This window comes from Ezakiella coagulans (assembly GCF_003096635.1).
GTDB classification, from domain to species: domain Bacteria; phylum Bacillota; class Clostridia; order Tissierellales; family Peptoniphilaceae; genus Ezakiella; species Ezakiella coagulans.
The window spans coordinates 149,525-173,688 of sequence record NZ_QEKV01000004.1 but is presented as its reverse complement, the minus strand read 5'-3'; the positions used below and the strand labels follow the sequence as shown (position 1 = coordinate 173,688).

General features: G+C 36.7%; 23 protein-coding genes, 1 other RNA gene and 2 pseudogenes. All 26 read right to left on the bottom strand.

Annotation, left to right across the window (positions count from 1 at the left end):
• Window positions 1–7 precede the first annotated feature (7 nt).
• Window positions 8–1,105 carry a virulence RhuM family protein gene (locus C7381_RS04670; RefSeq protein ID WP_116480067.1) on the bottom strand — a complete coding sequence of 366 codons (1,098 nt, stop codon included), beginning with the start codon at window positions 1,103–1,105 and terminating at the stop codon, window positions 8–10.
• A gap of 61 nt (window positions 1,106–1,166) precedes the next feature.
• Window positions 1,167–1,274, bottom strand: a pseudogene (locus C7381_RS08795) (type I restriction-modification system subunit M N-terminal domain-containing protein); the annotation flags it as partial.
• 301 nt (window positions 1,275–1,575) lie between these two features.
• On the bottom strand, window positions 1,576–2,460 hold the full coding sequence (locus C7381_RS04660) for an LptM family lipoprotein (RefSeq protein ID WP_116480066.1): 885 nt from the start codon (window positions 2,458–2,460) through the stop codon (window positions 1,576–1,578).
• Between the two features lie 67 nt (window positions 2,461–2,527).
• Entirely contained in the window at window positions 2,528–4,000 is a 1,473-nt protein-coding gene (locus C7381_RS04655; protein ID WP_133240928.1) for a hypothetical protein, read from the bottom strand.
• Between the two features lie 393 nt (window positions 4,001–4,393).
• Window positions 4,394–4,771, bottom strand: a complete 378-nt coding sequence (locus tag C7381_RS04650) for a copper amine oxidase N-terminal domain-containing protein (RefSeq protein WP_052085505.1) — start codon at window positions 4,769–4,771, stop codon at window positions 4,394–4,396.
• 199 nt (window positions 4,772–4,970) lie between these two features.
• On the bottom strand, window positions 4,971–5,249 hold the full coding sequence (locus tag C7381_RS04645) for a type II toxin-antitoxin system YafQ family toxin (RefSeq protein ID WP_116480064.1): 279 nt from the start codon (window positions 5,247–5,249) through the stop codon (window positions 4,971–4,973).
• The gene (locus tag C7381_RS04640) at window positions 5,239–5,511 is read right to left on the bottom strand and encodes a type II toxin-antitoxin system RelB/DinJ family antitoxin (RefSeq protein WP_034547766.1); all 273 of its coding nucleotides are present in this window, start codon (window positions 5,509–5,511) and stop codon (window positions 5,239–5,241) included. The genes C7381_RS04645 and C7381_RS04640 overlap by 11 nt, the downstream gene beginning before the upstream one ends.
• Window positions 5,512–5,724: 213 nt before the next feature.
• Window positions 5,725–6,351 (bottom strand): nitroreductase family protein, encoded by a 627-nt coding sequence (locus tag C7381_RS04635; protein ID WP_116480063.1) that lies wholly within the window; start codon window positions 6,349–6,351, stop codon window positions 5,725–5,727.
• A gap of 174 nt (window positions 6,352–6,525) precedes the next feature.
• A complete protein-coding gene (locus tag C7381_RS04630) occupies window positions 6,526–6,945 on the bottom strand; it encodes a type II toxin-antitoxin system HicB family antitoxin (RefSeq protein WP_116480062.1) in 420 nt (139 codons plus the stop codon).
• Between the two features lie 36 nt (window positions 6,946–6,981).
• On the bottom strand, window positions 6,982–7,176 hold the full coding sequence (locus tag C7381_RS04625; RefSeq protein ID WP_116480061.1) for a type II toxin-antitoxin system HicA family toxin: 195 nt from the start codon (window positions 7,174–7,176) through the stop codon (window positions 6,982–6,984).
• Between the two features lie 248 nt (window positions 7,177–7,424).
• Window positions 7,425–7,994 carry a hypothetical protein gene (locus C7381_RS04620; protein WP_133240927.1) on the bottom strand — a complete coding sequence of 190 codons (570 nt, stop codon included), beginning with the start codon at window positions 7,992–7,994 and terminating at the stop codon, window positions 7,425–7,427.
• Window positions 7,995–8,092: 98 nt separating this feature from the next.
• Window positions 8,093–8,335 carry a hypothetical protein gene (locus tag C7381_RS04615; RefSeq protein WP_116480059.1) on the bottom strand — a complete coding sequence of 81 codons (243 nt, stop codon included), beginning with the start codon at window positions 8,333–8,335 and terminating at the stop codon, window positions 8,093–8,095.
• 169 nt (window positions 8,336–8,504) lie between these two features.
• Window positions 8,505–8,862: a transfer-messenger RNA gene (ssrA, locus tag C7381_RS04610) on the bottom strand.
• A 39-nt stretch (window positions 8,863–8,901) separates the two neighbouring features.
• Window positions 8,902–9,354 carry an SsrA-binding protein SmpB gene (gene smpB / locus C7381_RS04605; RefSeq protein WP_116480058.1) on the bottom strand — a complete coding sequence of 151 codons (453 nt, stop codon included), beginning with the start codon at window positions 9,352–9,354 and terminating at the stop codon, window positions 8,902–8,904.
• Window positions 9,344–11,428: a ribonuclease R gene (rnr, locus tag C7381_RS04600; protein ID WP_116480057.1), complete on the bottom strand. Its 2,085-nt coding sequence runs from the start codon at window positions 11,426–11,428 to the stop codon at window positions 9,344–9,346. The genes smpB and rnr overlap by 11 nt, the downstream gene beginning before the upstream one ends.
• 25 nt (window positions 11,429–11,453) lie before the next feature.
• Window positions 11,454–12,599 (bottom strand): D-alanine--D-alanine ligase, encoded by a 1,146-nt coding sequence (locus tag C7381_RS04595; RefSeq protein ID WP_116480056.1) that lies wholly within the window; start codon window positions 12,597–12,599, stop codon window positions 11,454–11,456.
• Between the two features lie 12 nt (window positions 12,600–12,611).
• Window positions 12,612–14,129 (bottom strand): UDP-N-acetylmuramoyl-tripeptide--D-alanyl-D-alanine ligase, encoded by a 1,518-nt coding sequence (locus C7381_RS04590; RefSeq protein WP_116480055.1) that lies wholly within the window; start codon window positions 14,127–14,129, stop codon window positions 12,612–12,614.
• Window positions 14,130–14,140: 11 nt separating this feature from the next.
• Window positions 14,141–14,893: an alpha/beta fold hydrolase gene (locus C7381_RS04585; protein WP_245893742.1), complete on the bottom strand. Its 753-nt coding sequence runs from the start codon at window positions 14,891–14,893 to the stop codon at window positions 14,141–14,143.
• Window positions 14,894–14,965: 72 nt separating this feature from the next.
• A complete protein-coding gene (locus C7381_RS04580; protein ID WP_116480054.1) occupies window positions 14,966–16,981 on the bottom strand; it encodes a sodium-translocating pyrophosphatase in 2,016 nt (671 codons plus the stop codon).
• 9 nt (window positions 16,982–16,990) lie between these two features.
• Entirely contained in the window at window positions 16,991–17,218 is a 228-nt protein-coding gene (gene secG / locus C7381_RS04575; RefSeq protein WP_034547797.1) for a preprotein translocase subunit SecG, read from the bottom strand.
• Between the two features lie 914 nt (window positions 17,219–18,132).
• A complete protein-coding gene (locus tag C7381_RS04570; protein ID WP_116480053.1) occupies window positions 18,133–18,858 on the bottom strand; it encodes a copper homeostasis protein CutC in 726 nt (241 codons plus the stop codon).
• Between the two features lie 152 nt (window positions 18,859–19,010).
• Window positions 19,011–19,994, bottom strand: a complete 984-nt coding sequence (locus C7381_RS04565) for a nucleotidyl transferase AbiEii/AbiGii toxin family protein (RefSeq protein WP_116480052.1) — start codon at window positions 19,992–19,994, stop codon at window positions 19,011–19,013.
• Complete coding sequence (locus tag C7381_RS04560) at window positions 19,987–20,598, bottom strand: DUF6088 family protein (RefSeq protein WP_116480051.1); 612 nt, start codon at window positions 20,596–20,598, stop codon at window positions 19,987–19,989. Before C7381_RS04560 ends, C7381_RS04565 begins: the two co-directional genes overlap by 8 nt.
• 347 nt (window positions 20,599–20,945) lie before the next feature.
• Complete coding sequence (locus tag C7381_RS04555; RefSeq protein WP_165803596.1) at window positions 20,946–21,308, bottom strand: hypothetical protein; 363 nt, start codon at window positions 21,306–21,308, stop codon at window positions 20,946–20,948.
• Between the two features lie 243 nt (window positions 21,309–21,551).
• On the bottom strand, window positions 21,552–22,052 hold the full coding sequence (locus C7381_RS08710; protein ID WP_245893755.1) for a restriction endonuclease subunit S: 501 nt from the start codon (window positions 22,050–22,052) through the stop codon (window positions 21,552–21,554).
• A gap of 93 nt (window positions 22,053–22,145) precedes the next feature.
• Window positions 22,146–24,155, bottom strand: a pseudogene (locus C7381_RS04550) (HsdM family class I SAM-dependent methyltransferase); the annotation flags it as partial.
• Window positions 24,156–24,164 lie beyond the last annotated feature (9 nt).

Sequence of the window (24,164 nt, the reverse complement as noted above, 5' to 3'; positions counted from 1 at the left end):
ATATTTCTTAATCAGTTTTTTTCTTTTTATTCTTATCATTATCTTCCTTCAAATTACCTTCTAATTGGAGGAAAAAATCAAAATCGCTTTGAAATAATCTATCTTGAATCACTCTATATTTTTCAAATTCAGCTAAAGCATGTTGTTTTGCCAGCTCAGCCGTAACTTTACCAGCATCTTGAAGAATATCTCTATCCCATAAAGTTAAGAAAGCACTTAATCTTTTCTCCCAATCTTCCATAGTCATAGGAATTTGTCTAAGCGCCATGTCTTCAGCCATATCAAGATATGCTGAAACAATCCTTTGCATTTGAATCATCTCGGTTTCCGATAAATAGTTTTTAGCAACTATTACATCGTATTTATGAATCTTTTCTTTAGGAGAACCATCCCATGTAGTAAGGCCCATATTTTCTTTAGAACTATCTGCCCTATCATAGATGACTTCCGCAGCTGTTTGGCCATGTACAGCATAATGAAGTTTATTCTGTACGGCAGAAAAGAATCTCTTTGTTATTTTTGCATTCTTGTCGTAATCAATAGCAGTCGAATAAATATCGGTAATCTTTTGATAGAATCTTCTCTCTGAAAGACGAATTTCACGAACTTTCTCTAACTGCTTTTCAAAATAATCCTTATTTATAACTGTTCCAAAATTCTTCAGTCTATCTACATCCATTACCCATCCTTGGATGGTGTAATCTTTTACAATCTGGTTAGCCCATTTTCTAAACTGTACAGCACGCTCATTATTTACCTTAAATCCAACTGCAATAATAGCTTGAAGATTATAGTGATTTACACCTCTAGAAACCTCACGGTCACCCTCATTTTGAACTATTCGGTATTTCCGAATAGTTGCTTGTTCATCAAGTTCCGAATCCTCATAGATATGTTTCAAATGCTCATTTATTGTCGATAGTGCAACATCATATAACTCAGCCATCATCTTTTGTGTAAGCCATATGTTCTCATCTTCATAACGAACCTCAAAAGTATTTTGATTTTCACCGTTTGAAGCAATATAAGATAAATATTCAGCTGTTGATGATCTAATTTGTAAATTATTTTGTTCTTGAATATTTTTTTCTTTTTTCTTACTCACTATAGTTATCTCCTCTCTCTCCTAACGTACTGTTTATAACATATATTTTCGTAAAACTCTCCTAAGCAGCACACCAACTATTTATTTTTTTAGTTTTAAACTTTGGTAGAAGTCTTGAACTCCTTGTATTTACATAACTATTTGCCTCTATAACTATTATGACACGAAACCCCCTCTCACGTCAACTTATGACAAAAAAGGGGTTATTGTTATGTAAATTAAAAGAGAGCGATTGCTCACTCCCTTTGCTACTTCCATATTATGTTCAATACTTCGTTTCCTTCACAGAATACTGAGTCTATATATTTTTCCATATCCTTGTTGCCAACTCTAAAGATAAGTTTTAGAATACGTTCTCCATATTCTCCGCCTTGTTCAGTCTTTTCTTCTTATTTTTTTCTTCTTTCTATTTATATTATAGCTGGCCTCTCGCTTTCTTACATCACCCCAACTGATGATTTTATTTTTTATTAATCTTGTTCATAGTAGGCAGTAAAGTCAAGGCCAAAGTCATCAGGATTTTTTTCCTCAGCAGTAAATACTACAACAAAGACATGATCCGGTGAATACCAGAAAATTTGTTTTTTCAGGTCTCCGGTTTCGGGGTCCACATCATCAAGTGCTTCATAGTGGGCTCCCGGCTTGCCAATGTAGTCTTTGACTTCTTCATAAGTCATCCCTACTGTTTCTTCATAATTTTCATCAAAGTATTTAGCTTTTTCTTCAAGGTCTTCTTCGCTAATCTCCCATTCATCCCCAGGACTTATATATGGGTTTCCGTTTGTAACCTCCACCATGCCTGTATCAGGTGAAAGTTCTGCTACTATTTCTTCTACTTCGTCACTTTCTGATGCGTCTTCTTCCTCTTCATCTTCGTCAAATTTCCTTGGCATGTATCCAGCCATTGTTAAACCAAAGTCATCAGGACTGTCCTTGTAAGCAGTAAATATTGTATAAAATAAGTAGTCTGGTGAATACCAATAAATGTTTTTTGTAAGCACTCCATTTTCATCTTCGTCATCATGTTCTACAAAGTGGGCGCCCGGCATACCAATGTATGCTTCTACCTCTTCGTAGGTCATGCCCTCAAATTTTGTTAAATGGTCCTCATCAAAGTATTCAGATATCTCTTTTAATCTTTCATTGCTAAGCTCTTCGATACCTTCTGGAGTTGTAAACATTTCATCACCTTGAACATCTATCATGCCCTTAGCCTTTGTTTCTTCCTTCTTTGCTTCTTCCTTCTTTTCGTCTTTCTTTACAGTGTCTGCCTTTTCGTCTACAGATTTTTTACCGCAGGCTGCCAATGAGAAAATCATTGCCACTGCTAATAATAATGCTAATCCTTTTTTCATATTTATATCCTCCTGTTTTTTTAATTTACTTGCTTAACCATAAGCTCTACTCATTTTTTAATAAACTCTAATCCTTGGGTATGAGCGAGTTAATAATTTCATACATATCTACCGAATAACCATGCTCATGGATCAGGCTGTCCCAATCCAAGAGACCTTCAGCATTTATAACTTCGTCCGGCAAAACCGGGCTGCCGTCTTTTTGGCTAATGCTCGGCGTAAATTCCAAGACATCGTCCCTGTACCTGATAGTAATCTTTGCATTTGGAGCGATCTCGCTAGTATTTTGGCAGATAAAAGTTGGTCCAGCACAAGCAGTTTCGTCCATATAATTATTTTCCACCTCTGCCAATTTTACCATTCCCCCGTCGTCAACGATTTCCAATTCTTTTAATGAAACAGATGCGTTCCTGTACTTTGGAACTATCAAATAACATTCTTGACCATTAATAAAAGGTATTTCGCCATCGTCAGAATACATGGATATTAGCATGGGCGGGTCATAGTAATCCATAAAGATGGCTGACCAAGGTTGGAGTTTTTTCAAAACCTCTTCCAAGCTGGGCTCGTTATAGGCGGCTCCCAGATAAATTATAAAGGCCTTGTACCTATCATCGTAAGGATCGATGCCAAGCCGTCTTGCCATCCGCAAGTACACGGTGGAGATTGGATCCTTGGCAAAGGTATTTGCCTTGAGCTCCAGGGTTAGCGGGCAAGGGATCGTATTTACAATCTGATACTGAGTGAGAATAAATTGGGGTCTGCCGGCTTGGTCTATATAAATTTGCCGGTCCAAAGAATCAAAATTATCCCAGAGGTCATTTAAAATCCTGCCAACGTGGTTAGACGAATTATAAATAAAAGCGTAATCCTCGACATTACCGTAGTAGGTGCCATTCGTCAGCTCACATTCTTCCATGAGTGCGTCTTCTACCATGGTCAAAATCTCGTCCTCGTCCACTCCAAAATGCTTCATCAGGTCCCCATCACCTATAAAGTTGCCGTCCGGCAGGGAAAAATTGAAAGCCCTATAGTATTGAACTTCTTCACCCAAATAATCGTAAATACTAACCTTGATGCTCAAAAGATCTTCGTCTTGATAGGTGGAAAAACTGGCGTAAAAACCAATTTCAAAATTCTCGGGCTCATCCTTATACTTCTCATACATTCCCATGAGGTCCTCTGCCATCTTATCGATCTCAGCATTTGCCTCATCGGCATCCGCAGAATCCAATAGAATCCTCGGCAGGTGAACGCCCATATTAATCCTCTTTGCAATGGCTATGTGCCGGTCGTCAGAAAAGCCTTTCCAAATCTCCCTGTCTTCAACATATGAAGACACAGAACCAACATCGCCACCCTTAACATAATTCAAGTCTTTCTTGGGCTTTGCCTTAGCGGATTTTTTATTGTCAGTTTTTTCGTCTTCTTCATCTTCGACATCTTTTGAATCGTCCGCAGCGCTTTCTTTCTTGTCCTTAAAACCCGTGTCTTCTATGGGCTTGTCCTTCTTGCAGCTAGTGGCTAAGACCAAAGCCAAGACCAGGATAATAATCAAAAACTTGAGTTTGATTTCATAATAACCCTCCTTTGTTTAAATGACGAATATGGCTCGACCGCGGGACATCGAGTCTGCGTGTTCGAGATGTCCATATTTCTTGTTAAATTTGCATAACACATCTTTCAATAAAATTGACCCTACAAACACTCTTAAAAATATCCGTTGGAAAAATTCCTTACGAAAATATACGTCGAAAAAAATTTTCTCCTTTCTTATATTTATATTATGAATCATAATTCGTTTTATTACATCATCCAAAAGGATGATTTTTTGTAAAAAAATGGCCCTGGCAAAAAGCCAAGGCCGCAAAAAGAAATAATGTTTGCAAAGCATCCGCAGAAAAACCACACGGACTCTTGCGAGGACTTATATTTATCTACTGATTGTTCTAATTATTGTTACTTGTTTAGTGGCATTATCCCAGAAAATATCTTGCCCATCCTTTAGTCCAAGTGCTCTTGCAATATTTGCAACAGGCATAATTGTCCTGCCGTCTACAATTTCTGGTTTAACATCACTAATATAAGTTTCACCGTTAACTATAATCTTGTTGGTATCGATTGGAATTTCAACCCTAAAAAGCAAGTCTTCGATGATAACTGTCCTGGTATTCTTGTCCCAAGTAACTCCCATGCCCAAGGCCTCCGCTACAAATCTAATATGAATTTCTTTAAGATGATTTAGATATTCAAGCATTTCAGCTCTTTTTAAGTCTTTTTGTTTATTTCTCTTTCTAGCAATAAGTGCCACAATGGTTTATAAGAAATTGCCATATTATAATTTCTTATCCATTTAATTGTTAAAAAATATTATATCATAAATGGGCTAATAAATCACTTATCCTATTTTTTTCAAATAAAAAAAGCGGATTCCCGCTTTTAAGAATATTATTTATTCGCTTTACTTAAAATTTTTTTATCTGTATAATTATTTTCTTAATTTAGATATACTACATAAATAAATCTGAATGTGATCCGGCTCTAATAAGCGATAGAACTAATACATTTTCAATCTTTTCATAAATCAATAAAAAGTCCGGTTCTATATGACATTCTCTTGCATTTTTAAAATTTCCTGACAAGGCATGATCTCTATATTTCAATTCGAGAGTCTCTCCATTTGCAATTTTTTGGACTATTTCAAACAACTTGTCAACACTCCGTCCTTGTTTTTTTGCAAGTTTAATATCTCTTTTAAACCTATTGGTAACTTTTATCTTATACTTCAAGCTCTTTCCTCAAATCTTCGATGCTGTCATAGGCTTTAATATCTCTGTCCAAAGCAACTCTTCTTCCTTCTTCTATAGCTTTTACGGTCTCACTATTTGGAGTACTCAATTTTAAATCAAAAGGAATTCCGTTTTCTCTTATACTTGCTCGTAAAAACATATTTATTGCAGTCGTCATATTTAATCCCAAATCTGTATATAATTTTTCAGCAGCTTCTTTAACTTGTCTATCTGTTCTTATATTTAAATTTGTTGTTGCCATATTCTCATCTCCTTTAATCATATTGTACACTTAAATCTATGCGTTGTCAATACAATATCATTATATAAGTACAAAAATTTGCAATATATAAGATCACACAAAAAAGCGAAAGACTTCTCCTTCGCTTTTCATTAAATACTCAAAAATTTTTCCGAAAACTCTCAATTAATTTTCGCAATATATTCAATTTCTATAATGACGCATCGAGACAGCCTAAACAAATTTCGAAATGTCTTTCACATCAAGTCTGACGGATTCGTGGTATTCATAGTCCGCTTTGCCGATTGCGATAATCATGACCGGCACATATCTTTCCGGGTCGAGTCCGAACTCCTTAGCGATTATATCTTCTTCGAAGCCGCCGATCACATTTGTGTCGTAGCCGTGCGCCCTTGCGACAAATTGTAGTTGCATCGCCATCAAACTAGAGTCAATCTTCACAACGTCGTTCATCTTTTGTCTCGAAAAACTCTTGTATGCCGGAAGGAAAAAACCCATCGCGCGCTCTTTGATCTCTTGCGGCATATACCCACGTCTCACCGCTTCGGAGTAAATCTCGTCGGCTTTTTCGTAGCACTTCATATCGCCGAAAATGAGTATCATTGCCGAAGACGTGTCGTTTTGCCTGGTGTTAAATTTTACAAGCGGACGCAGCTTTTCCTTTCCCTCGTCCGACTCCACAACCACAAACCTCCACGGTTGCAAATTCACCGAAGACGGTGCCTGTGTCGCTTCCTGCAAAATCTCAAGCATTTCCTCCCTTGGAATCTTATAATTCGCATCAAATGACTTGATTGAATGTCTGTTAAATACAATATCTTTAAAATCGTTGTTTCTCATAACTCCTCCATATTTTAATCTATACTAAACAGCCTCACGCTCTCTTGAAGCTTTAAATTTATTCGAATAAATAAATCCTATTTATCTATTACCCATAATAACTCCGCATTCATCACAGCAGAGTTTAAATAAAAAAGCACGCATAAAACGTGCCGTTAATCTAAAAAATAGATTCTACTTAATATTTAATTCTTTTTTTAATCCCTCTGTCAAAACCTTTGAAAAGTTAATATCACTTGCTTTTGCCATCTCATTTAAATAACTGGGTATTGTTACCGTCTTCTTTACCGTTTTTGAACTCGTACGTCGAATATAATCGTCCATATCAATATCAACCATAGTCTTAAAACTCAAATCCATATCCGAAAACCCATCATCTTCAATCGTGACATCTTCAAACTTCGTCGCCTTTGGAAGCTCTTTTCCGTCAATATAATCATCATACAAAGAGCAGCCCAAAAAGTCCTCCGCCATATAATACCCGTCGCTTACATTGTCTCCGCAAGTTGCGCCGGTGTGTATATCCGGAAATATAATCGAGTAACCTTCGCCTTCCTTATCTTTGTAAAAAATAGCCGGATAAATTAATTTCATAAAAAACACTCCTTTTAATTAAAGTAAGGGGCAGGGCTATTTAAGCCCCGCATCTTTCAATATCTTCTGCTCCGTACCCTTTTTGAGTTCTCTGCCCTCGTGATATGGAACGACAATGACCTTACCTGTCTTCGGATTTTCAAACTTTCTGTGAGAACCGCCATTGTTGCCCTTAGGCTTCCAGCCGTTTTTCTCCAATAGCTTGACCATCTCTCTTGGCGTCATTGGCATATTGTTTCCTCCTTACATAAATTATTATACTACTTTATACGTATAACTTCAAGCATTTATATAAATTGATTTAAAAATCTGTCTTTAATAATTTTCCTCCGCTATCTGTCCGATGACATTATATTTCCAAGATTATTTTACGCCTACTAGAAAAAGCAATAAAAAAATCGCACGATTACTCGCACGATTAATTCGCTATTATTACACGTTTTATTCAATTTTCACAAGATTATTCGCACGATTAATTTTTATTTATGCTCTGCAAAATATTTATCAAAAGCCTCTTTATGCGCTTTATCTTTTAATTGCAATATATCTGAATTCGGATCTGCTAATATTTTTTTTGCTTTTTCAATATCTTCAACAGAAACGTTTTCATCAATTGGCTTTCCTCTTGTGAAAGTATATTTTGAATATGAAACTTCGCCTTTATTGAAATCGTCAGGCTCGTCTATATATTCAGTCCATATCAGTGCAAATCTCCCATCTTCTAATTCGCATATCAAACCGCCGGTATCAATATATCCGATAGCTTTTTTAAATTCCAACACATTCATCGCCCCCCCTACAATTTTATATAATTTAATTCCTTTTGATTTTAAGTTGTCTATTGTGTTTTGGCTTCGTAGACCTTTTGTAAAACATATTTCCGAAATATCGTCAACTCTTAATTCTCCGTGATATTGCAATTCAAAATATCTTGCTCCTGTTTCGTCTAAAAATGTATGTAAGATTTTAGGCAAATTATGTTTTATCCTCTTTAATTCTTGTATGTTGAATTTAAATTCATTGCAATATATCTTAAATCTTTCCTCCAATAATTATAGCATCTTCTTTTAACATTATATATGTGCTATCCCAATCTTTATAAAACCTTTAATAAATGCTCCCTTTATTCCTTCAGTTCCTATAATTATTATTTCATATCTTCTTTACCCAACATAGAGTCATGAATAACATTGAGTGGCAGCAATTTAGAAATGACAGTTATATTTCTTTCTTGTCCAAGATTGTTTTTTAAGTGAATCAAATAGCCGTCTTGCGCGAGGAATTTTTCAATATAAAAAATAGAATAACCGTTGATATCGTTCTTTTTAAGGTAATTATTTACGCTTAGTCTAATGAGAATTCCCTTGTAGTTAAAAATCAGAATAATCAATAAAATAAAAATAATCGTCCGAATCCATTTTTCATTACTTTTACCTCCAAACCATTTTTACTTATGTAACCCATTTTATTCACTTTAATCATAATATATTTATTTAAATTTGTAATTCAAACGCTCTAAGTACTAAAAAAGGAAGTGTATTTCAACTTCCTTTTCGTTTTGGTGGAGATGAGGAGAGTCGAACTCCTGTCCAAAAAAACTATGCATCAAGCATCTCCGAGTGCAGATGTTTTTAAAGTTTCCTTCAAATTTCTAAAACATCAAACTCCGTCCGAAGTAGCTTTTGTTAATTTATATGGCTAAAAGCATCACCAAATAAATCAGCTCGTAAGTTGTTAAGGTCTCAGCCTCCACACGAGAGATAGGATTCGAGACGCGCCGCTTTTAACTAAGCAGCAAATGCAAAATTATTATTTTCTTCTGCGTTTAAAGTTAGTTGCTCTTTTTTAACGTAGTTTCGCGAACTACGACTCGCTTCTTGATACATCCGTATTCCTGTCGAAACCAAATACATCCCCTCGCACCTTTATTATAGCACATTTCTCCGCTTTTTTCAATCAGTATTTCATACGGTCGAGTGCTCTTTTCACATCTTTTTCCTTTTTGGATTCGCGCTTGTCGTAGAGTTTTTTCCCTTGCGCAAGTGCAATTTCCATCTTTATTAAGCGTCCTTTCGTGTACATCGAAATCGGAATGAGCGTGAGCCCCTTCTCTTTAACCTCCGACGTTATTCGAATAATTTCTCTTTTGTTTAAAAGAAGTTTTCTGTCGCGAATCGGGTCGCTGTTAAAAAGGTTTCCCTCTTTGTACGGCGACACGTGCATGCCGACAACAATGATTTCACCGTTTTTAACCATGCAGTACGCCTCTTTGAGGTTCGCCTTGCCCGCACGAATGCTCTTCACTTCGGTTCCACGAAGTTCGATGCCCGCCTCGTATGTCTTTATTATGAAGTACTCATGGCGCGCTTTTCTGTTTTGTGCAAGAATTTTTTCGTTGTTATCTGCCATCTTCATCCTCCAAAAGCATAAAATCTATTTCGCGTCTATTCATGTTCACGTTCACAACTTTTACACGAACCGGTGTTCCGATTTCGTATTTTTTGTTGTTGTGCGTCGTTATTGCGGTCATTTCCTTTTCGTCAAAGAGATAGTTGTCCATAAATTCCTCGTTGCAAATAAGTCCCTCGACTGTGTTCGGGAGTTTTACAAACATGCCGAAATCCGTTATGCCACTCACTTTGCCGTCGTAGATTTCATAGACCCTGTCCTTCATATATTCGCATTTTTTAAGGCTGTCCGCTTCTCTTTCAAGGTCGACGATTTGTTTTTCGCGGTTTGACGCTTCCTCCGCCACTTCCTTCGCCTTGTTTCCGAAGTATTTTATATTTCTCTCCGTTAAACGGTTGGACATTTTTTGCGAAATGATACGATGAATGAAAAGATCCGGATATCTTCTTATAGGCGAGGTGAAATGCGAATAGTCAGCGAGTGCAAGTGCAAAGTGTCCGATGTTTTCGTCGCTATAGTTCGCCTTCATCATCGACCTCAAAACAATATCGTTTATTCTTTCAAAAGATTCGTGTTCGCTCAAATCTTCCAGAAGTTTCTGTATATCTTTCGCCGAAACTTTTTCCGGCACTTTCACGCCGAACGGTCTCAAAAGTGTTCTCATGCCTTCGAGTTTTTCGTCGGTCGGCTCCTCGTGGATTCTGTAAATAAACGGCAGCTCCATCTCTCTGTATTTCTTCGAAACAACTCTGTTTGTCGCAATCATCATCTCTTCGATGAGTTCCTCCGCCTCTCTTTGCGGACGCGGAAGAATGTCGACAATTCGATTCATGTCATCCATAATAAACTTCGCTTCGCTCGACATAAAGCTTATTGTGCCTCGTGCTTCGGATTGCGATTTTAAAATGTTATAGACTTCCCTTGCGGTCATTAAAAATTCTTTGAGCTCATCGTTATAGTCCGCATTGTCGCCCGTTTCAAAAAGCTCACTCACGCCGTCGTATGTGAGTCTATAGTCTGAATTTATTATCGCCTTGTCAATCGAGACCATCTTCGGCTCGCCGCCGTTTCTTATTTCCATCTTGACGGACATCGTATATCTGTCCTCGTTCGGATTTAGTGAGCACACGCCGTTTGAGAGCACATGCGGTAGCATCGGAATCGTGAGTCCCGGAAGATAAATACTGAAGTCTCTCTTCTTCGCTTCGACGTCGAGCGGCGCCCCGTCTTTCACATAGTGGCTAACGTCGGCGATGTGGACATAAAGAAAATATGAATTTTCCCCCGTCTTTTCGACACTTATAGCATCATCGAAGTCCTTTGCATCTTCGCCGTCGATTGTGACAGTGAAAACATCTCGATAGTCCACACGTTCTGACGGCAAAATCTTTTCCCTCGAAACGAAGTTCGCATTTTCAATTACATCCTCCGGAAAATCAATAGGCAAATCGTACTCCGACACAAGTGTTTTTAGATCTAAATACTTGTCGTCGTCCGTTCCTATAAACTCGACCACTTCTCCCATATATTTCTTTTTTCTCTTGTCGTAATCGAGAAGTCGCACCTTGTATTTTCCGTCTTTGTATTTTCTGCCCTTCGGCGGAGTTTGAAGATGAATAAACGAGTCGAAATCCCCCATCGGCGTGACAATCATTTTTCTATTTTTATTTTTTATATCGCAAACGACATAGCGTTCCTTTCGGTCGGTCACCTTGATGACCCGAGCAACAGTGCGCCCCGGACCCTTGTCGAGCTTTTCAATCAAAACCACGTCGCCTTCAAGCGCACCGTTTTTGTCCTTGCCCGGAATAAAATACTCCACCCCGTCCTCGGTGTTAACAAATCCGTAGTTGTAATTTGTTTCGCTAAACACGCCGTAGAGTGGTTTCCGCTCTCCGAGAGTCAAAAATCCCCTCTCATTGATATCCAAAGTCCCCTCTTCTCGCATTTGCCTTAAAATATGCTTGAACTCTTTCTTTTCATATTTCGATATTCGGAGGAAAATTTTAAGATCATCCACTGTGACATTCTTCTTTGTGGACAAAATCTCCTTAATCTTTTCTTTAATTCCCATGGTCCCTCCTTAAAAAAATACGGCTCTATAACTTCGAGCCGTAACCTGTGTGATGGAACAAATCCGAATCAAATCTATAATTTGTTTCTTCTTCTTCTTTTTTTGCAGATATTGCAATCTCAATCATGCGATCTAGCAAACTTTTAAATGTATATCCGACATCTTCCCACAAATAAAATGCGTATGAACCCGGAAGTGTATTAATTTCGTTAACGAACATATTTCCCGCTTCGTCCATCAAAATGTCGATTCTTGCATTTCCGCGAACGTCTAAAACGTTAAACGAATACTTTGCAAGCTCAGTTGCCTTATAGACGGTGTCTTCATCACGAATAAAATTATGCTTACCGCCAATCAGCTTCGACTTGCCGTCTTGCGACATGTATTTTTGTTGATAGCTGAAAACCTCATCGGCTCCGAGGGGACTTTCTACGCTACTAACCTCTACATCACCATTTCTACCCATAACTGCGACATTTAATTCAGTTGCGTTAATAACAGCTTCTTCAAAAATAATTTTTCTGTCAAAACTCGATGCGACTTCAGTTGCTTCGCGAAGTTCTTCCTTTGTCCTTGCAACCTTTATACCGATTGAAGAACCGAGACTTGCCGGCTTTACATAAATCGGGAATTCAAGTTTACTCATGACATAGTCGAGCGTATCGTTCGGCTCAACCTTAAATCTGTCGCGGAAAACCCATGTATATTTCACAACCGGAATGTTGTGCGACTTATAAACGTCTTTCATTATAATCTTGTCCATTCCGACGGCACTTGACATAACGGAAGGTCCCGTAAACGGAATGCCGTTTGTTTCAAAAATGCCTTGGAGTGCTCCGTCTTCACCGTGTGAACCGTGAACTCCAAAAACTACACAGTCAATTTCAACAACTTCGTCTTTTTTAAAGAGTCCCTTGTTTTCAATGTAAAGATTGTGGTCGCCATAGCTTGTACCGAAACGGCATGGCTTGCTGTCCGGGAATTCGTTGTTTTTAAAATTCTTAAAATCCTTGTAGCATTCGCCCGTAAACATCACGCCCGACTTGTCAATAAAAACAGGAATGACATTATATTTTTCCTTGTTCAAGTTTTCAACGGCTTGAATCCCCGTTATAACGCTAACTTCATGTTCAACGGCTCTTCCGCCGAAAATAACAACAATATTTTTCATAAAATCTCCTTATCAATATATATCCGTCAAATCGTTTTCAAACAAAACTACATCGCCCGGTGCGAGCAAATTTGGGAAAAGCGCTGTCGCTTCCTTCAAACTGTTCACAACAAAGGACTTGTGTGTCTCGATATTTTCATCGCGTACGCCGTCTTGAATCGGCTTTGTTATTTCCGCACCGACCAAAATGCTTATGTCGGTCATCCTTGCAATCTCTTGACCAAGCTTATAATTCTCATCATACATCATATCCCCAAGCTCGACCATGCCCGGCGTCACAATGACTTTCTTGCCGGACTTAAAACTGTTCAAAACGTTCAGAGCGGCTCTCGCTCCGTCAGGGTTTGAATTGAATGCATCGTCAATAACGATGAGCCCCGCCGGATTTTTTATAACATTTAGTCTGTGTTCAACTTGCGGCAGCTTTGAAACTGCAGCTTCTATTTGGTCATTTGAAATATTAAAACGCCTTGCGACTAAAATTGCCATCAAAATATTTATAATATTGTGCTCGCCCAAAAGCGGTGTCTTCAAAACGCGAACCTCTTCCGGAAAATGCACTTCAAAACTCGTCCCGTTTTCATCGGCTGAAAGAATCTTTGCGCTTATTGTCGCATCTTCACTTTTAACCGAAACTGTGCCCGGGTTGAGATTTCTCTTAATCATCTCGTTTTTAATGTTTTCGTTGTCCACATTCAAAATGAGATAGCCGTTTTTCTTCACAGCATCCGCAAGTTCAAACTTTGTCTTTATGATGTTTTCAATGCTTCCAAATGTCTCGAGGTGACACGGACCGATATTTGTGATAACGCCGATGTCCGGCTTTACAAGCTTTGCAAGCTCCTCAATCTCGTTTACATATCTCGCACCCATCTCTGCAATAAAAACTCGTGCTGTCTCGTCGAGCTCGTTATTTATAACTTTCGAAAGACCCATAGGAGTGTTAAAACTCTCAGGGCTCGTGTATGTCGGGATATAATCTTTTATAATGTTATAAAGAATCATCTTTGTCGAAGTCTTACCGTATGAACCGGTGATTCCGACGACTGTGAGTCCGTTCTTCTTTAAAGATTTAATCTTTGATTGTGCTTGTTTGTAGAACTTTCTGTGAATCAACGCCTCGATCGGTCTGTTCACATTGAGCGCAATATATGTGATTGCATTTTGATAGAAAATCATGACGATTTCTGCAAAAACAAGTGCCAACAACAGCAAATAGAATGTAATGCCGTCAGGTTTTCTTATAAAATAAAATACTACAAAGAGTGCAATAATCAAAAAGTTCAAAAGCATTTGCGTGAATATAAGTCTTTTCACACGCGGAGTGTAAACAAGCGGCTTTTTAAACTCGTCTTTGCTCTTTTTAAAAGTGAAAGCACGGTTCGGGTGATTGTTTATCCACTCACGATATTCCTTTGAAATATATCCGATTTGTTGCGCCATGTGAATGAAATAATTGGAGCGAATATACATAAGCATAAGCCCCAACGCACCAACCAAACACAAAAGTATCAATTCAAGAATTTCCATTTTTACCTCCACTAGGACAAAAAGTCCAAAACAGCCTTTTTAAAATTTATCGAGTCGTCAAGATATGAATAATGACCGCCGTCAAGAACGACAAGCTTTGAATTTGAAATCTTTTCATTCATGATCTTCCCCATATAAAGAGGTGTGTCGCCGTCTCTCTCGCCCCAAACAAGAAGTGTCGGAACTCCAATGTTCGAAAAAAGATGCGTCAAATCCTCATTCACAACCTTAACTAAAATATTTCTTACAATTCCGTCCGCAGCCTTGTAGTCCGCAGAGCCGAAACGTTTGTAGAACTTGTCGATATTCTCTTCGCCAAATAACTTTATGTAAATGGCTTTCATGATCTTGAAAATCTTCACCTTGAACTTGGTCTTACTTGATAGCTCAGGCTTTATGCCCGACGCGTCCACAAGCACCAACCTTTCAATTGACGGATGATTGTGTCCGGCAAGATAAATGCCGCACTTGCCGCCGAAAGAGTGACCGATATAATAACAATTCGTTATGGAAAGCTTTTCCATAAACATCGAAATCACATCTGCATAATCCGCCGTTCCAAACACCTCTGTCGGAACGTCGCTCTCTCCATGAGCCGGCAAATCGATCGCAATCACATGAAAATCGTGTTTCAAAATGTTCACAATCGGCATAACGGTCTTAATATTCGCTCCCCAACCGTGAACAATGAGAACAGTCTTCTTCTCAAGTGAGCCCTCTTCCAAATAATTCAATTGAAGTCCATCAATGTCAATTTTCATCATAATCACCACTATAAAATAAGAGCCGACAGGGCTGACTGTAAGGAACAATCAGCCTCCGGTCAGCTCCTTATATTAGAACAATAATCCTGAACCGCCGTTGAAGTTTAGGAACAAACTTGCAAATACAAGACTTACGATAGTCATGAGTTTGATAAGGATGTTTAGTGACGGTCCTGAAGTATCTTTGAACGGGTCACCGACAGTATCTCCTGTAACAGCAGCCTTGTGAGCATTTGAGCCCTTTCCGCCATGAGCGCCGCCTTCGATAAATTTCTTAGCGTTATCCCATGCACCACCTGCGTTACTCATGAATATAGCCATGAGAACACCTGTTACAAGACCACCGGCTAAAAGACCGCCGAGTGCTTCAGTTCCAAGTAAAATTCCAACGAGAACAGGGCATAAAACAGCCATAAGTCCAGGAACAATCATTTCTTTCAATGCTGCACCTGTTGAAATTTCAACACATTTGTCATATTGAGGTTTTGCTTTACCTTCCATAATTCCAGGAATTTCTCTGAATTGACGTCTAACTTCTTCAATCATTTGATTTGCAGCCTTTCCAACAGCGTCCATTGTAAGAGCACTGAATAGGAATGGAAGCATACCACCGATAAAGAGACCGGCAATTGTTGTCGGCTTTGTAAGGTCGATTGAAGACAAGCTTACAGCTTGTGTATAGCTTGAGAAAAGTGCAAGAGCTGTCAAAGCAGCACTTCCGATAGCAAATCCTTTACCAACTGCAGCTGTTGTATTACCAACTGAGTCCAAAGTATCTGTGATTTCTCTAACATTTTCAGGGAGTTCGCACATTTCTGCGATACCACCTGCGTTGTCAGCGATTGGTCCGTAAGCGTCAACAGCAATAGTCATACCGCTGTTTGAAAGCATTCCGATAGCTGCAAGTGAAATACCGTAAAGACCGAAAACTGCATCTTCGCTTCCACCTGCAAGGAAATAACTCACAATGATACCGATTGCAATAACAATAATAGGAACAGCTGTACTCATCATACCAACTGAAAGACCGGAAATAATATTTGTTGCAGCTCCTGTTTCAGATTCTTCTGCAATCTTTTGAACCGGCTTGTGGTGATCTGATGTATAAATTTCTGTAATCTTTGCAATGATAAGACCTACAACAAGTCCTGAAACAATTGCAATAAATGGTTTAATACTTCCTTCAAAGAAATATCTTGCAAGGAAGAATGAACAAATAATTGTAATAATTGAACCTACAAGAGTTCCTGTATTAAGAGCCTTTTGCGGATCATTGTTGCCGCCTCTTACGAAGAAAGTTCCAATAATTGATGATAAAATTCCGATTGCTGAAATAGCAGCTACAAAATAAATACCCTTATCTCCATAAGCGAGAGCGCCGAGTGTAAATGCAGAAATAATAGCACCTACATAACTTTCGAAAAGGTCAGCTCCCATACCTGCAACGTCTCCGACATTGTCTCCAACGTTATCAGCGATAACAGCCGGGTTTCTCGGGTCATCTTCCGGAATACCTGCTTCAACCTTACCAACAAGGTCAGCTCCAACGTCAGCAGCTTTTGTATAAATACCGCCGCCAACTCTTGCGAAAAGTGCAATTGATGAAGCACCGAGACCGAATCCAGTGATAATATCAGTGCTCTTGAAAATCAAATAAGCACCTGCAACACCAAGAAGACCAAGACCTACAACGCACATACCCATAACAGTACCGCCGGCAAAAGCTACATTTAAAGCCTTTGGCATACCGCTTTCATGAGCTGCATTTGCAGTTCTTACATTTGCCATAGTTGCAACTCTCATACCGACATAACCGGCAATAATTGAGAAAATAGCTCCGACAATAAAACAAATTGCTGTTGTCCAATTGATAACAAATCCTAAAATTACAAATAATGCTGCAACGAAAAATGAAAGTGATCTATATTCACGTTTCAAAAATGCCATCGCACCTTCGTGAATATAAGTTGAAATTTCAACCATTCTTGCATTTCCTGCAGATTGCTTTCTAATAAATGATGCTTTGATAAAAGCAAAAACAAGTGCCAAAAGTCCGATAACGACTCCGGCAATTAAAACATTTTCCATTTCTTCCTCCTAGCTTAATGCTGCTAATAATAATGTTGAAACAAAGAAAATAACAGCTGAAATAACTGTGATTCTCTTCAAAGTCGCTTCTCTTGATACTGACTTATTTCTTCCCCAAAGTGCTTCAGGAGCAACTCCCATAAGCACACTGCTTTGGTCGCTTCCTTCTTGAATCATCATAAGTCCGATTAATGCTAATGAACTTAAAAAAACGATTACATACAATGCCGTTGTCAAAACAAATCACCTCCGTTCCTAAAATTACCTATCAACTATTTTATCACATATCATCGACAATATCAATAGTTTATATAATAAATTCAACAAAATAACTGCAATTGTAAAAATAAATTTTATTTATAATTTTTATATTTAGAAAGTGTTACCTAAAACGTAATGGCAGTCTTTTGTAAATGATGGTGCGTCCCCCAATCCGTAACGGCGGGTTCTGTGAATCCCGCCGCAATATATGTCGTTATTTAATTTCTACACCCCCACCAACAACGTTGTGTAAATAAAATATATTTATTATAAAACTAATTCATATTCCAATTCATATTCGCTTTGCACGTTCCTAAGAACGTAGCGCCAGGTACTGTGTATCGTGCCTGTGCCCAACCGTGCGAAAAAGAAATCTTCGATTTCGTTTTTGAGCACGGGAAGGGTAGCGCCATATTTGTCGTTTAATTTTTTGTACAACCCCACCAACAACGTTGTGTAAATAAAATATGTTTCCCATAACCATAATTTCAATTTATAAATCTATATTCGCTCTGTGCACCTATAAAAAAAGTAGCGTCGCATCACATTGCGACGCCCATATGTGAGTTTTTAAAATATGTTTTATCACCAACAACGCTATGTATTTAACGCTGTATAACCCCCTATCACCCTCAAACCAAATTTGCCCGAAATCTTCGATGAGAAACGGCTAGATGAAATATTTTCGGAGTGAGGCATATTGGTAAATATGCCGCAACGACTAAAACACGAGATCAATCGTTTATCGCAAAAAAGCTTTCAAAATATCCCCTAACAAAAACACCACAAATTTGCCCGGAATCTTCGATGAGAAACGCTTAGATGAAATATTTTCGGAGTGAGGCATATTGGTAAATATGCCGCAACGACTAAAACACGAGATCAGTCGTTTATCGCGAAGAGGCCCGCAAATTTCCAATTATCTTTTGAAGGTAATCGGCGTCTGCGACATAATACACCTCATCGCTCTTATCCCCATTTTTTCCGAAATAAATCCCGGTGCCGGCGGTTGAAGTGTCAACAACCTCCCTGCCGCTCGAAACATGCACAAACTTTAAACCCAAATCCTTGATAAGTTCAATCGTATTCTCCCGAACTCCTCCCGAAATAATCTCCGGCTTTTCCAAAGTCAAAAGCTCGCGAATAATATCTTGCCCGTCGACGAGTGAATTGCCTCCCTTTGTAAGAATCCTCCTCACTCCGATTTCGGAAAGCTCCCTTGCAGCGGACATCTTGTCCTTCACAACCTCAAACGCCCTGTGAAACACAACATCCATATCGCCCGCCTTCTCGCAAAACCTCTTTGAAAACTCAAAATCTACAGTTCCGTCCGCATTAAGTGCACCGAAAACAACACCTTGCACCCCGGCTCTTCGAAATGCCTCAACATCTCGAAGCATAACCTCCTTGTCGAAATCCGAATAACAAAAACCCGCAGCACGCGGCCTAACCATCGTCATAGTCGTGATCCCCCTCTCGAGGACCGCCTCCAAAAGCCCGATCGACGGAGTAATCCCTCCAACCTCGGTCAAAGAAACAAGCTCCACCTGATCCGCCCCGGCCTTTATCGCCGTAACCGCAGATTCCAATGAATCTACACAAACCTCAATAATCATAAAACACCTCTCTATTTATTAAGCCAAAATTGTATTTATATAAATTATATCATTCATAGTTTTATAAAACAACGTGAATATTAAAAAGAGCGAAAGATTTCTCTCTCGCTCAAAGTGTTTCTCCCAAATATCGTATTATTTTCGGGTGAATTCTATTTATTAATTTCTTTTTCCAATTCTTTGAGTGCATTTATAATCTCTTCAAAACTTGGATAGGCTCCATAAATCATTTCTGACATAGCTTTATAATCTTTTTCTATTTCAGAAAATCTAAACTCATCTGGAACTAACCTCAAATTTCCATCTAATACATTTTCGTACTTTGCCCAATTTCTAGGGTAGAATTTCATTTTAAATTCAGTCACTTTCTTTAATAAGTCCTTATTCTCCAAGGCTTTATTTTTAAAATCTGAATTTGATATTTTATATAAATCATAAAAGTGTCTTGCATATCTATGTGGCATATGAGAAGACTCCGGTCTATTTGCTTCGTGGTGTAAAATTGTTGCTTTTTCCCAAAAGGTTCTCTCTGCCGATACAGTTCTTATTTTTGTTTTTTCTTTAAATACATTCGGATAGACTTCTCCAATTATCGGCAAAATTTCAACATCAATCGCAGGTGTCCATGCTGCGAGACTTCCTATTTCAAGTCTTATATTTTGTGATAAATAATTCGATTCAAAGATTTTCGGATATTTACAAAGAATTGTTTGTGGATCTATTGTATCTATTGAAAATTCAAAATTAAAATCCTTTAAATCTTGTTCTAAAACTGTTAAAAATTCATCTCTTAAAAATACTTGTGTCTTTTCATTAACTTCTTTGTTGAATTTATCTTGCTTAGTATTTGACCTTTCTATCCATGGTTCTTTTTCTTGATATCCTAATACTCGCCAATCTAAGATTAGATCTATATCTTCAGAAAATCTTTCTATAAGTCCAAAACACTTTGAAAGTGATGTGCCCCCTTTAAAGGTAAAATATTCTTTCCATTTATTTTCATTAAACAAATAATCTAAAATAAAAGTGACCCAATAATCTTTTTCAATAACCGCCTCGGAAATACCTTTCTTTCTTGCTGTATTTACTATTAAAACTCTTAAGTCTTCTTTGTTTTCTATATAAAACTTATTCATTTTTGCCCTCAGAAATTTCCCTAATCACCTCATATATCCATGATGGGACCGATTTAGCTTCATCCATTAAATCCGATATTTCTTCTTCAGTTAAATACTCTCTAATCTTTCGAATAACTTCGCTATTTATATTTTCTTTGCCCAAAGACTTAATCGCCTGAATAACTGTCGCCGTCTTTAAAGACATATTGGCAATTTCTCCTGGATTTACTTTTTTAAATTCTAAAACCGTATGACCAATTGTATATTTCTTATATCGTCCACTGGAAATATACTTATAATGAGTCGGTACTTGTGTTGACAATCCAATCAAATTTAAAGCTGTACTACTGCACGGAGCAATATTCCAATTATATTTTCTTGCAATGGCAAGTGCTAACTCATGAATAGAAACCGCTTCATACTCTCCAATCAATTCACTGTATCTTGGATTATAATAAAATCCATCGCTAACACGCTTAATTTTTCCTTCATTAACCATTCTATTTAATATCTTTCTGACAGTTTCATAAGAAGCAATGTCTAAAAAGTCATTAGCAAAAAATACTTTATTTGAGTCAAAACCATTTATTTTATCTGATATTTTTTCTGTGTATGAACTCATTACAATCCTCCTTTGTCCCAAATATCATATCATATCCGGGACAAAAATTCAATTGAGAGCATTACAAAAGTCTAGTATTGTTCTACTATTGTCAAACATATATGACAAAAACCCTTAAAAATAAATTTGAAAAAAGCTGCATCTTCTTTTAAATATATTATTCTATTGAGATGCATTTTTGAATTCTTCAAGTATTCGATTTAGCATTTTAAATCCTGGTACCTGTTTTGTATGTTATTTTTTTCAATTTGTTATTCTATGCTTAACTTTATTCTTTTACCTGACATAATATATACTATCTTAAAATAAAAAAACGACTAGATTTTTATTTCTAATCGTTTTTCAGCTTAGTGTTTTAATACAACTTGTTTGGTTGCTTCTATTTTTTTATCTGCCCATATTACAACATCTTTTATAATAAGTTTCTTAACAACCTTTATAAATTTATCCATAAATATATAATCGACAACCTTATTGTAATATGGTATTTCTACTTCGGTATTTTTTAATCCTATCTTAGTAGCTTTTGCATTATAATCAAATCTTTCTGTTATTGATTTTCTAATACATGACATTATATATAATGCAATATCTACGTTCATATTCTCATTTTGTAATACACTAGTAGCTCCATGACCATCTTTTAAATAAAATGGTGTTTGTAGATAAACAACATTTTGATTGTTTGAATGAACCAATATAGTTGGCAAAGCATTTTATTATTTAAAACCTCTGCCTTTAATGATTCATAACTTATTATTCCGTTGTTATCAGTAGCTTGACCATAAAATGGATATTTTTCAGAAGTTTTATCTTATAATTCATTCAATTTCAACGGATCTATCTCTGAAATACCAGTCTGCCATATCAATAAATCTTCTAATCTAATCTTGTCTGTCTGTCTGTCTGTCTAAAGAATTATCTGACATTTTTTCAAAGTCGTCAAGTATTTTTTAATCTTCTTTTGTCAATTTATAATCTTTAAGTCCAGTTGCCATTAAATACGCTTCGAGTTCCTCGATGCGGTCCGCTTCGAGTTCCTCGATAAATTTTTCCATATAGGAAAAATTTATCTTGCCATTTAAAAATGGCAAAGCTACCAATATCTCTCTTGCTTTTTCTCTGTTAAATTTATTTGCATAATCAAATAAACCTTGTGTACTCCTCTTAAATGCCGAACAAAAATATAACATACTCTTCTTTGTCCAATTTTCACTATCATACGGATACATTCCTTGAATGTGAGAGTATCCTATAAAATCTCTGGGTTGATAAAATATGCTATCTGCTGTAGTAGTATCACTAAAAGTAATAATTCCTTTTTTCTCTAAAGGATCTAAATCCACATACCCACCAACGCCATTATTTAAGCTTGAATTGACAATTATCGGCGTTTCTCCTTTTGTTTCAAATAATTTTACATTAGTTAAGCCATAATTTTTAGTTGGATGTATATCAAATAAATCTCCAACTTTATATTCTTTCCATTCGCCCCCGCTTTCTATAAACTCTTTTTCAAGTTTTTCTAAACGAGGGATTAGGCTTTTTTTTGATGTACTTTCCTCACTTTTTAAAATATTGGATACTTCCCAAGCTATATAATCAGCAACGGTATTTTTAAAATCTTCAAGCTTTGGCTTTGTATCTATTTTCTTGTGCTGTTCAAAATTCCAGTCATTTCCACCATCACTTATAAAATCTTCTATATAAATTTCATCAATATCCCAAAGATTTTCATTTACTTTTGCGTTTTTTCCTGCTTTATATATTTTTATTATATCTTGATATCTTTCAGTAGGACTATCAATTTCGTTTAATCCTCTTTTTGTTCTTTTGTATCCGTCATTTCTAAAATCTATGAATTTAACTGTTTTTTCATAGTCATGCGGTGTTCCTGCTTCAAATACATAGATACTTGTTTGAACGCCTGCCATTGGAATAAATAAATCTACTGGCATTTTTATACTTGCAAGAAGAGTATTATTTTTCAAAATTTCTTGATTGCTGGATACAGCTCTCCCACTTCCTGCACTATCTTGTATGATTATTGCTGCCAGACCTCCTTTTTCCATTTTTGATAAACCGAATCTTATAAATGGCATGCCATTTTCCTCAAATGAAAAAGGTGGGTTTAAAAGAAGTCTATTAGACTTAAAGTTTGTATATAATTCCTCCGGAGTTCTAAATGTGTTGCCTTTTCTAATATTACTTGAGCCATCTCCCCTGAGAATCATATTTGTTGCAGCTAGTGTAAACATTTCAGCATTAAGTTCAACTCCCAAAAGTTGTTCTTTTTTTATTTCTTCTATTTTTTTGTTAGCCTTGCTTGTATCTTTCCCAAAAGTTTTATTAGCATCGTCAATCATTATTTCCATAGAACTTATTAAAAATCCTGCCGATCCTGTTGCTAAATCCATTGTTCTTGAATCTTTATTTACATTTAACATTTCAGCCATCATTTTTGTTACATAAGGAGGAGTAAGGACTATTCCTATTTCTTTACCATCTCCTAATGCGTATTTCAAAAACTCGGAATACATCTCTCCCATAATATCCAAATGTCCAGCCATTGCATCAATAGACATGAAAATATTATTAAAAATATATGTGAAAATTTGCTTATTTGTACTTGCTTCTTTATCTAATAATTTAGATACTAGCTTATCTAAATCTGTTGGTTCATCTCTTTGATTATCTTTTGAAATTTCACTAAATGAAGATAACATTAAGTCCACTTTTTCTTGCTTAATTTGTTTTTGTTTAAGATATTCTTTAATTTGATTTGTAATTAATATCCCATCTCTTTTAGTGTCAGTTTTTGCTCCCAGTAAATCTTCAGGTATAAGTCCTCTTTGTATCATATTCCCATTTTCATCTACTATATCCTGCATAGACAATAGCATTCCCGACACATATAACACTCTTTGCGGAGCTGTAATATTATGATTATGCATTAACTTATTTAATTCGCCTGCATATTTTTGCAAAAGTGTTCTACTAGTAATTAATATTTCATGTTTTTCTTCTTCTGTTAAAACGCAGTCTTTATAGAAATGAGAAAAAGTTTTTTTATTCTCTAAAAAATCTATGTTAAAATATTCGTCCATTCTTTTAACTGATTTGAAAGAAGAACCGAAAACATAATATATATCAAATTTTACATTTTCCTCATTATCTCCTGCTACTCCAATCGCCACCACTTCTTTGTATTTTCCACTAGCTATCATCTGTGTAGCATAATGTATGGCACCATTAGTTGCAAAATTCCGAATAGATTTTTCATCATTCTTTATTCCATCTTTATTCTTAGATATTAATTTCTTGCTACCTAATTTGTCTTCAAATATTACTGGTATATCATATTTTTCGATATGAAAGTCCGGCTTTCCAAAATTAGTTTTTGTTTTTGTTTTTGCAGAGCCTTTTAACGCATCTTTCATATATTCAGACATACCAGATTCGACATTATAATCTTTTAATTTTTTTAAATCTATTTCAGATAACGTGTTTTTAACAAAATCATTTACATCATCTTCCAGTTTCCACTTTTCAATCATTTCCTATTC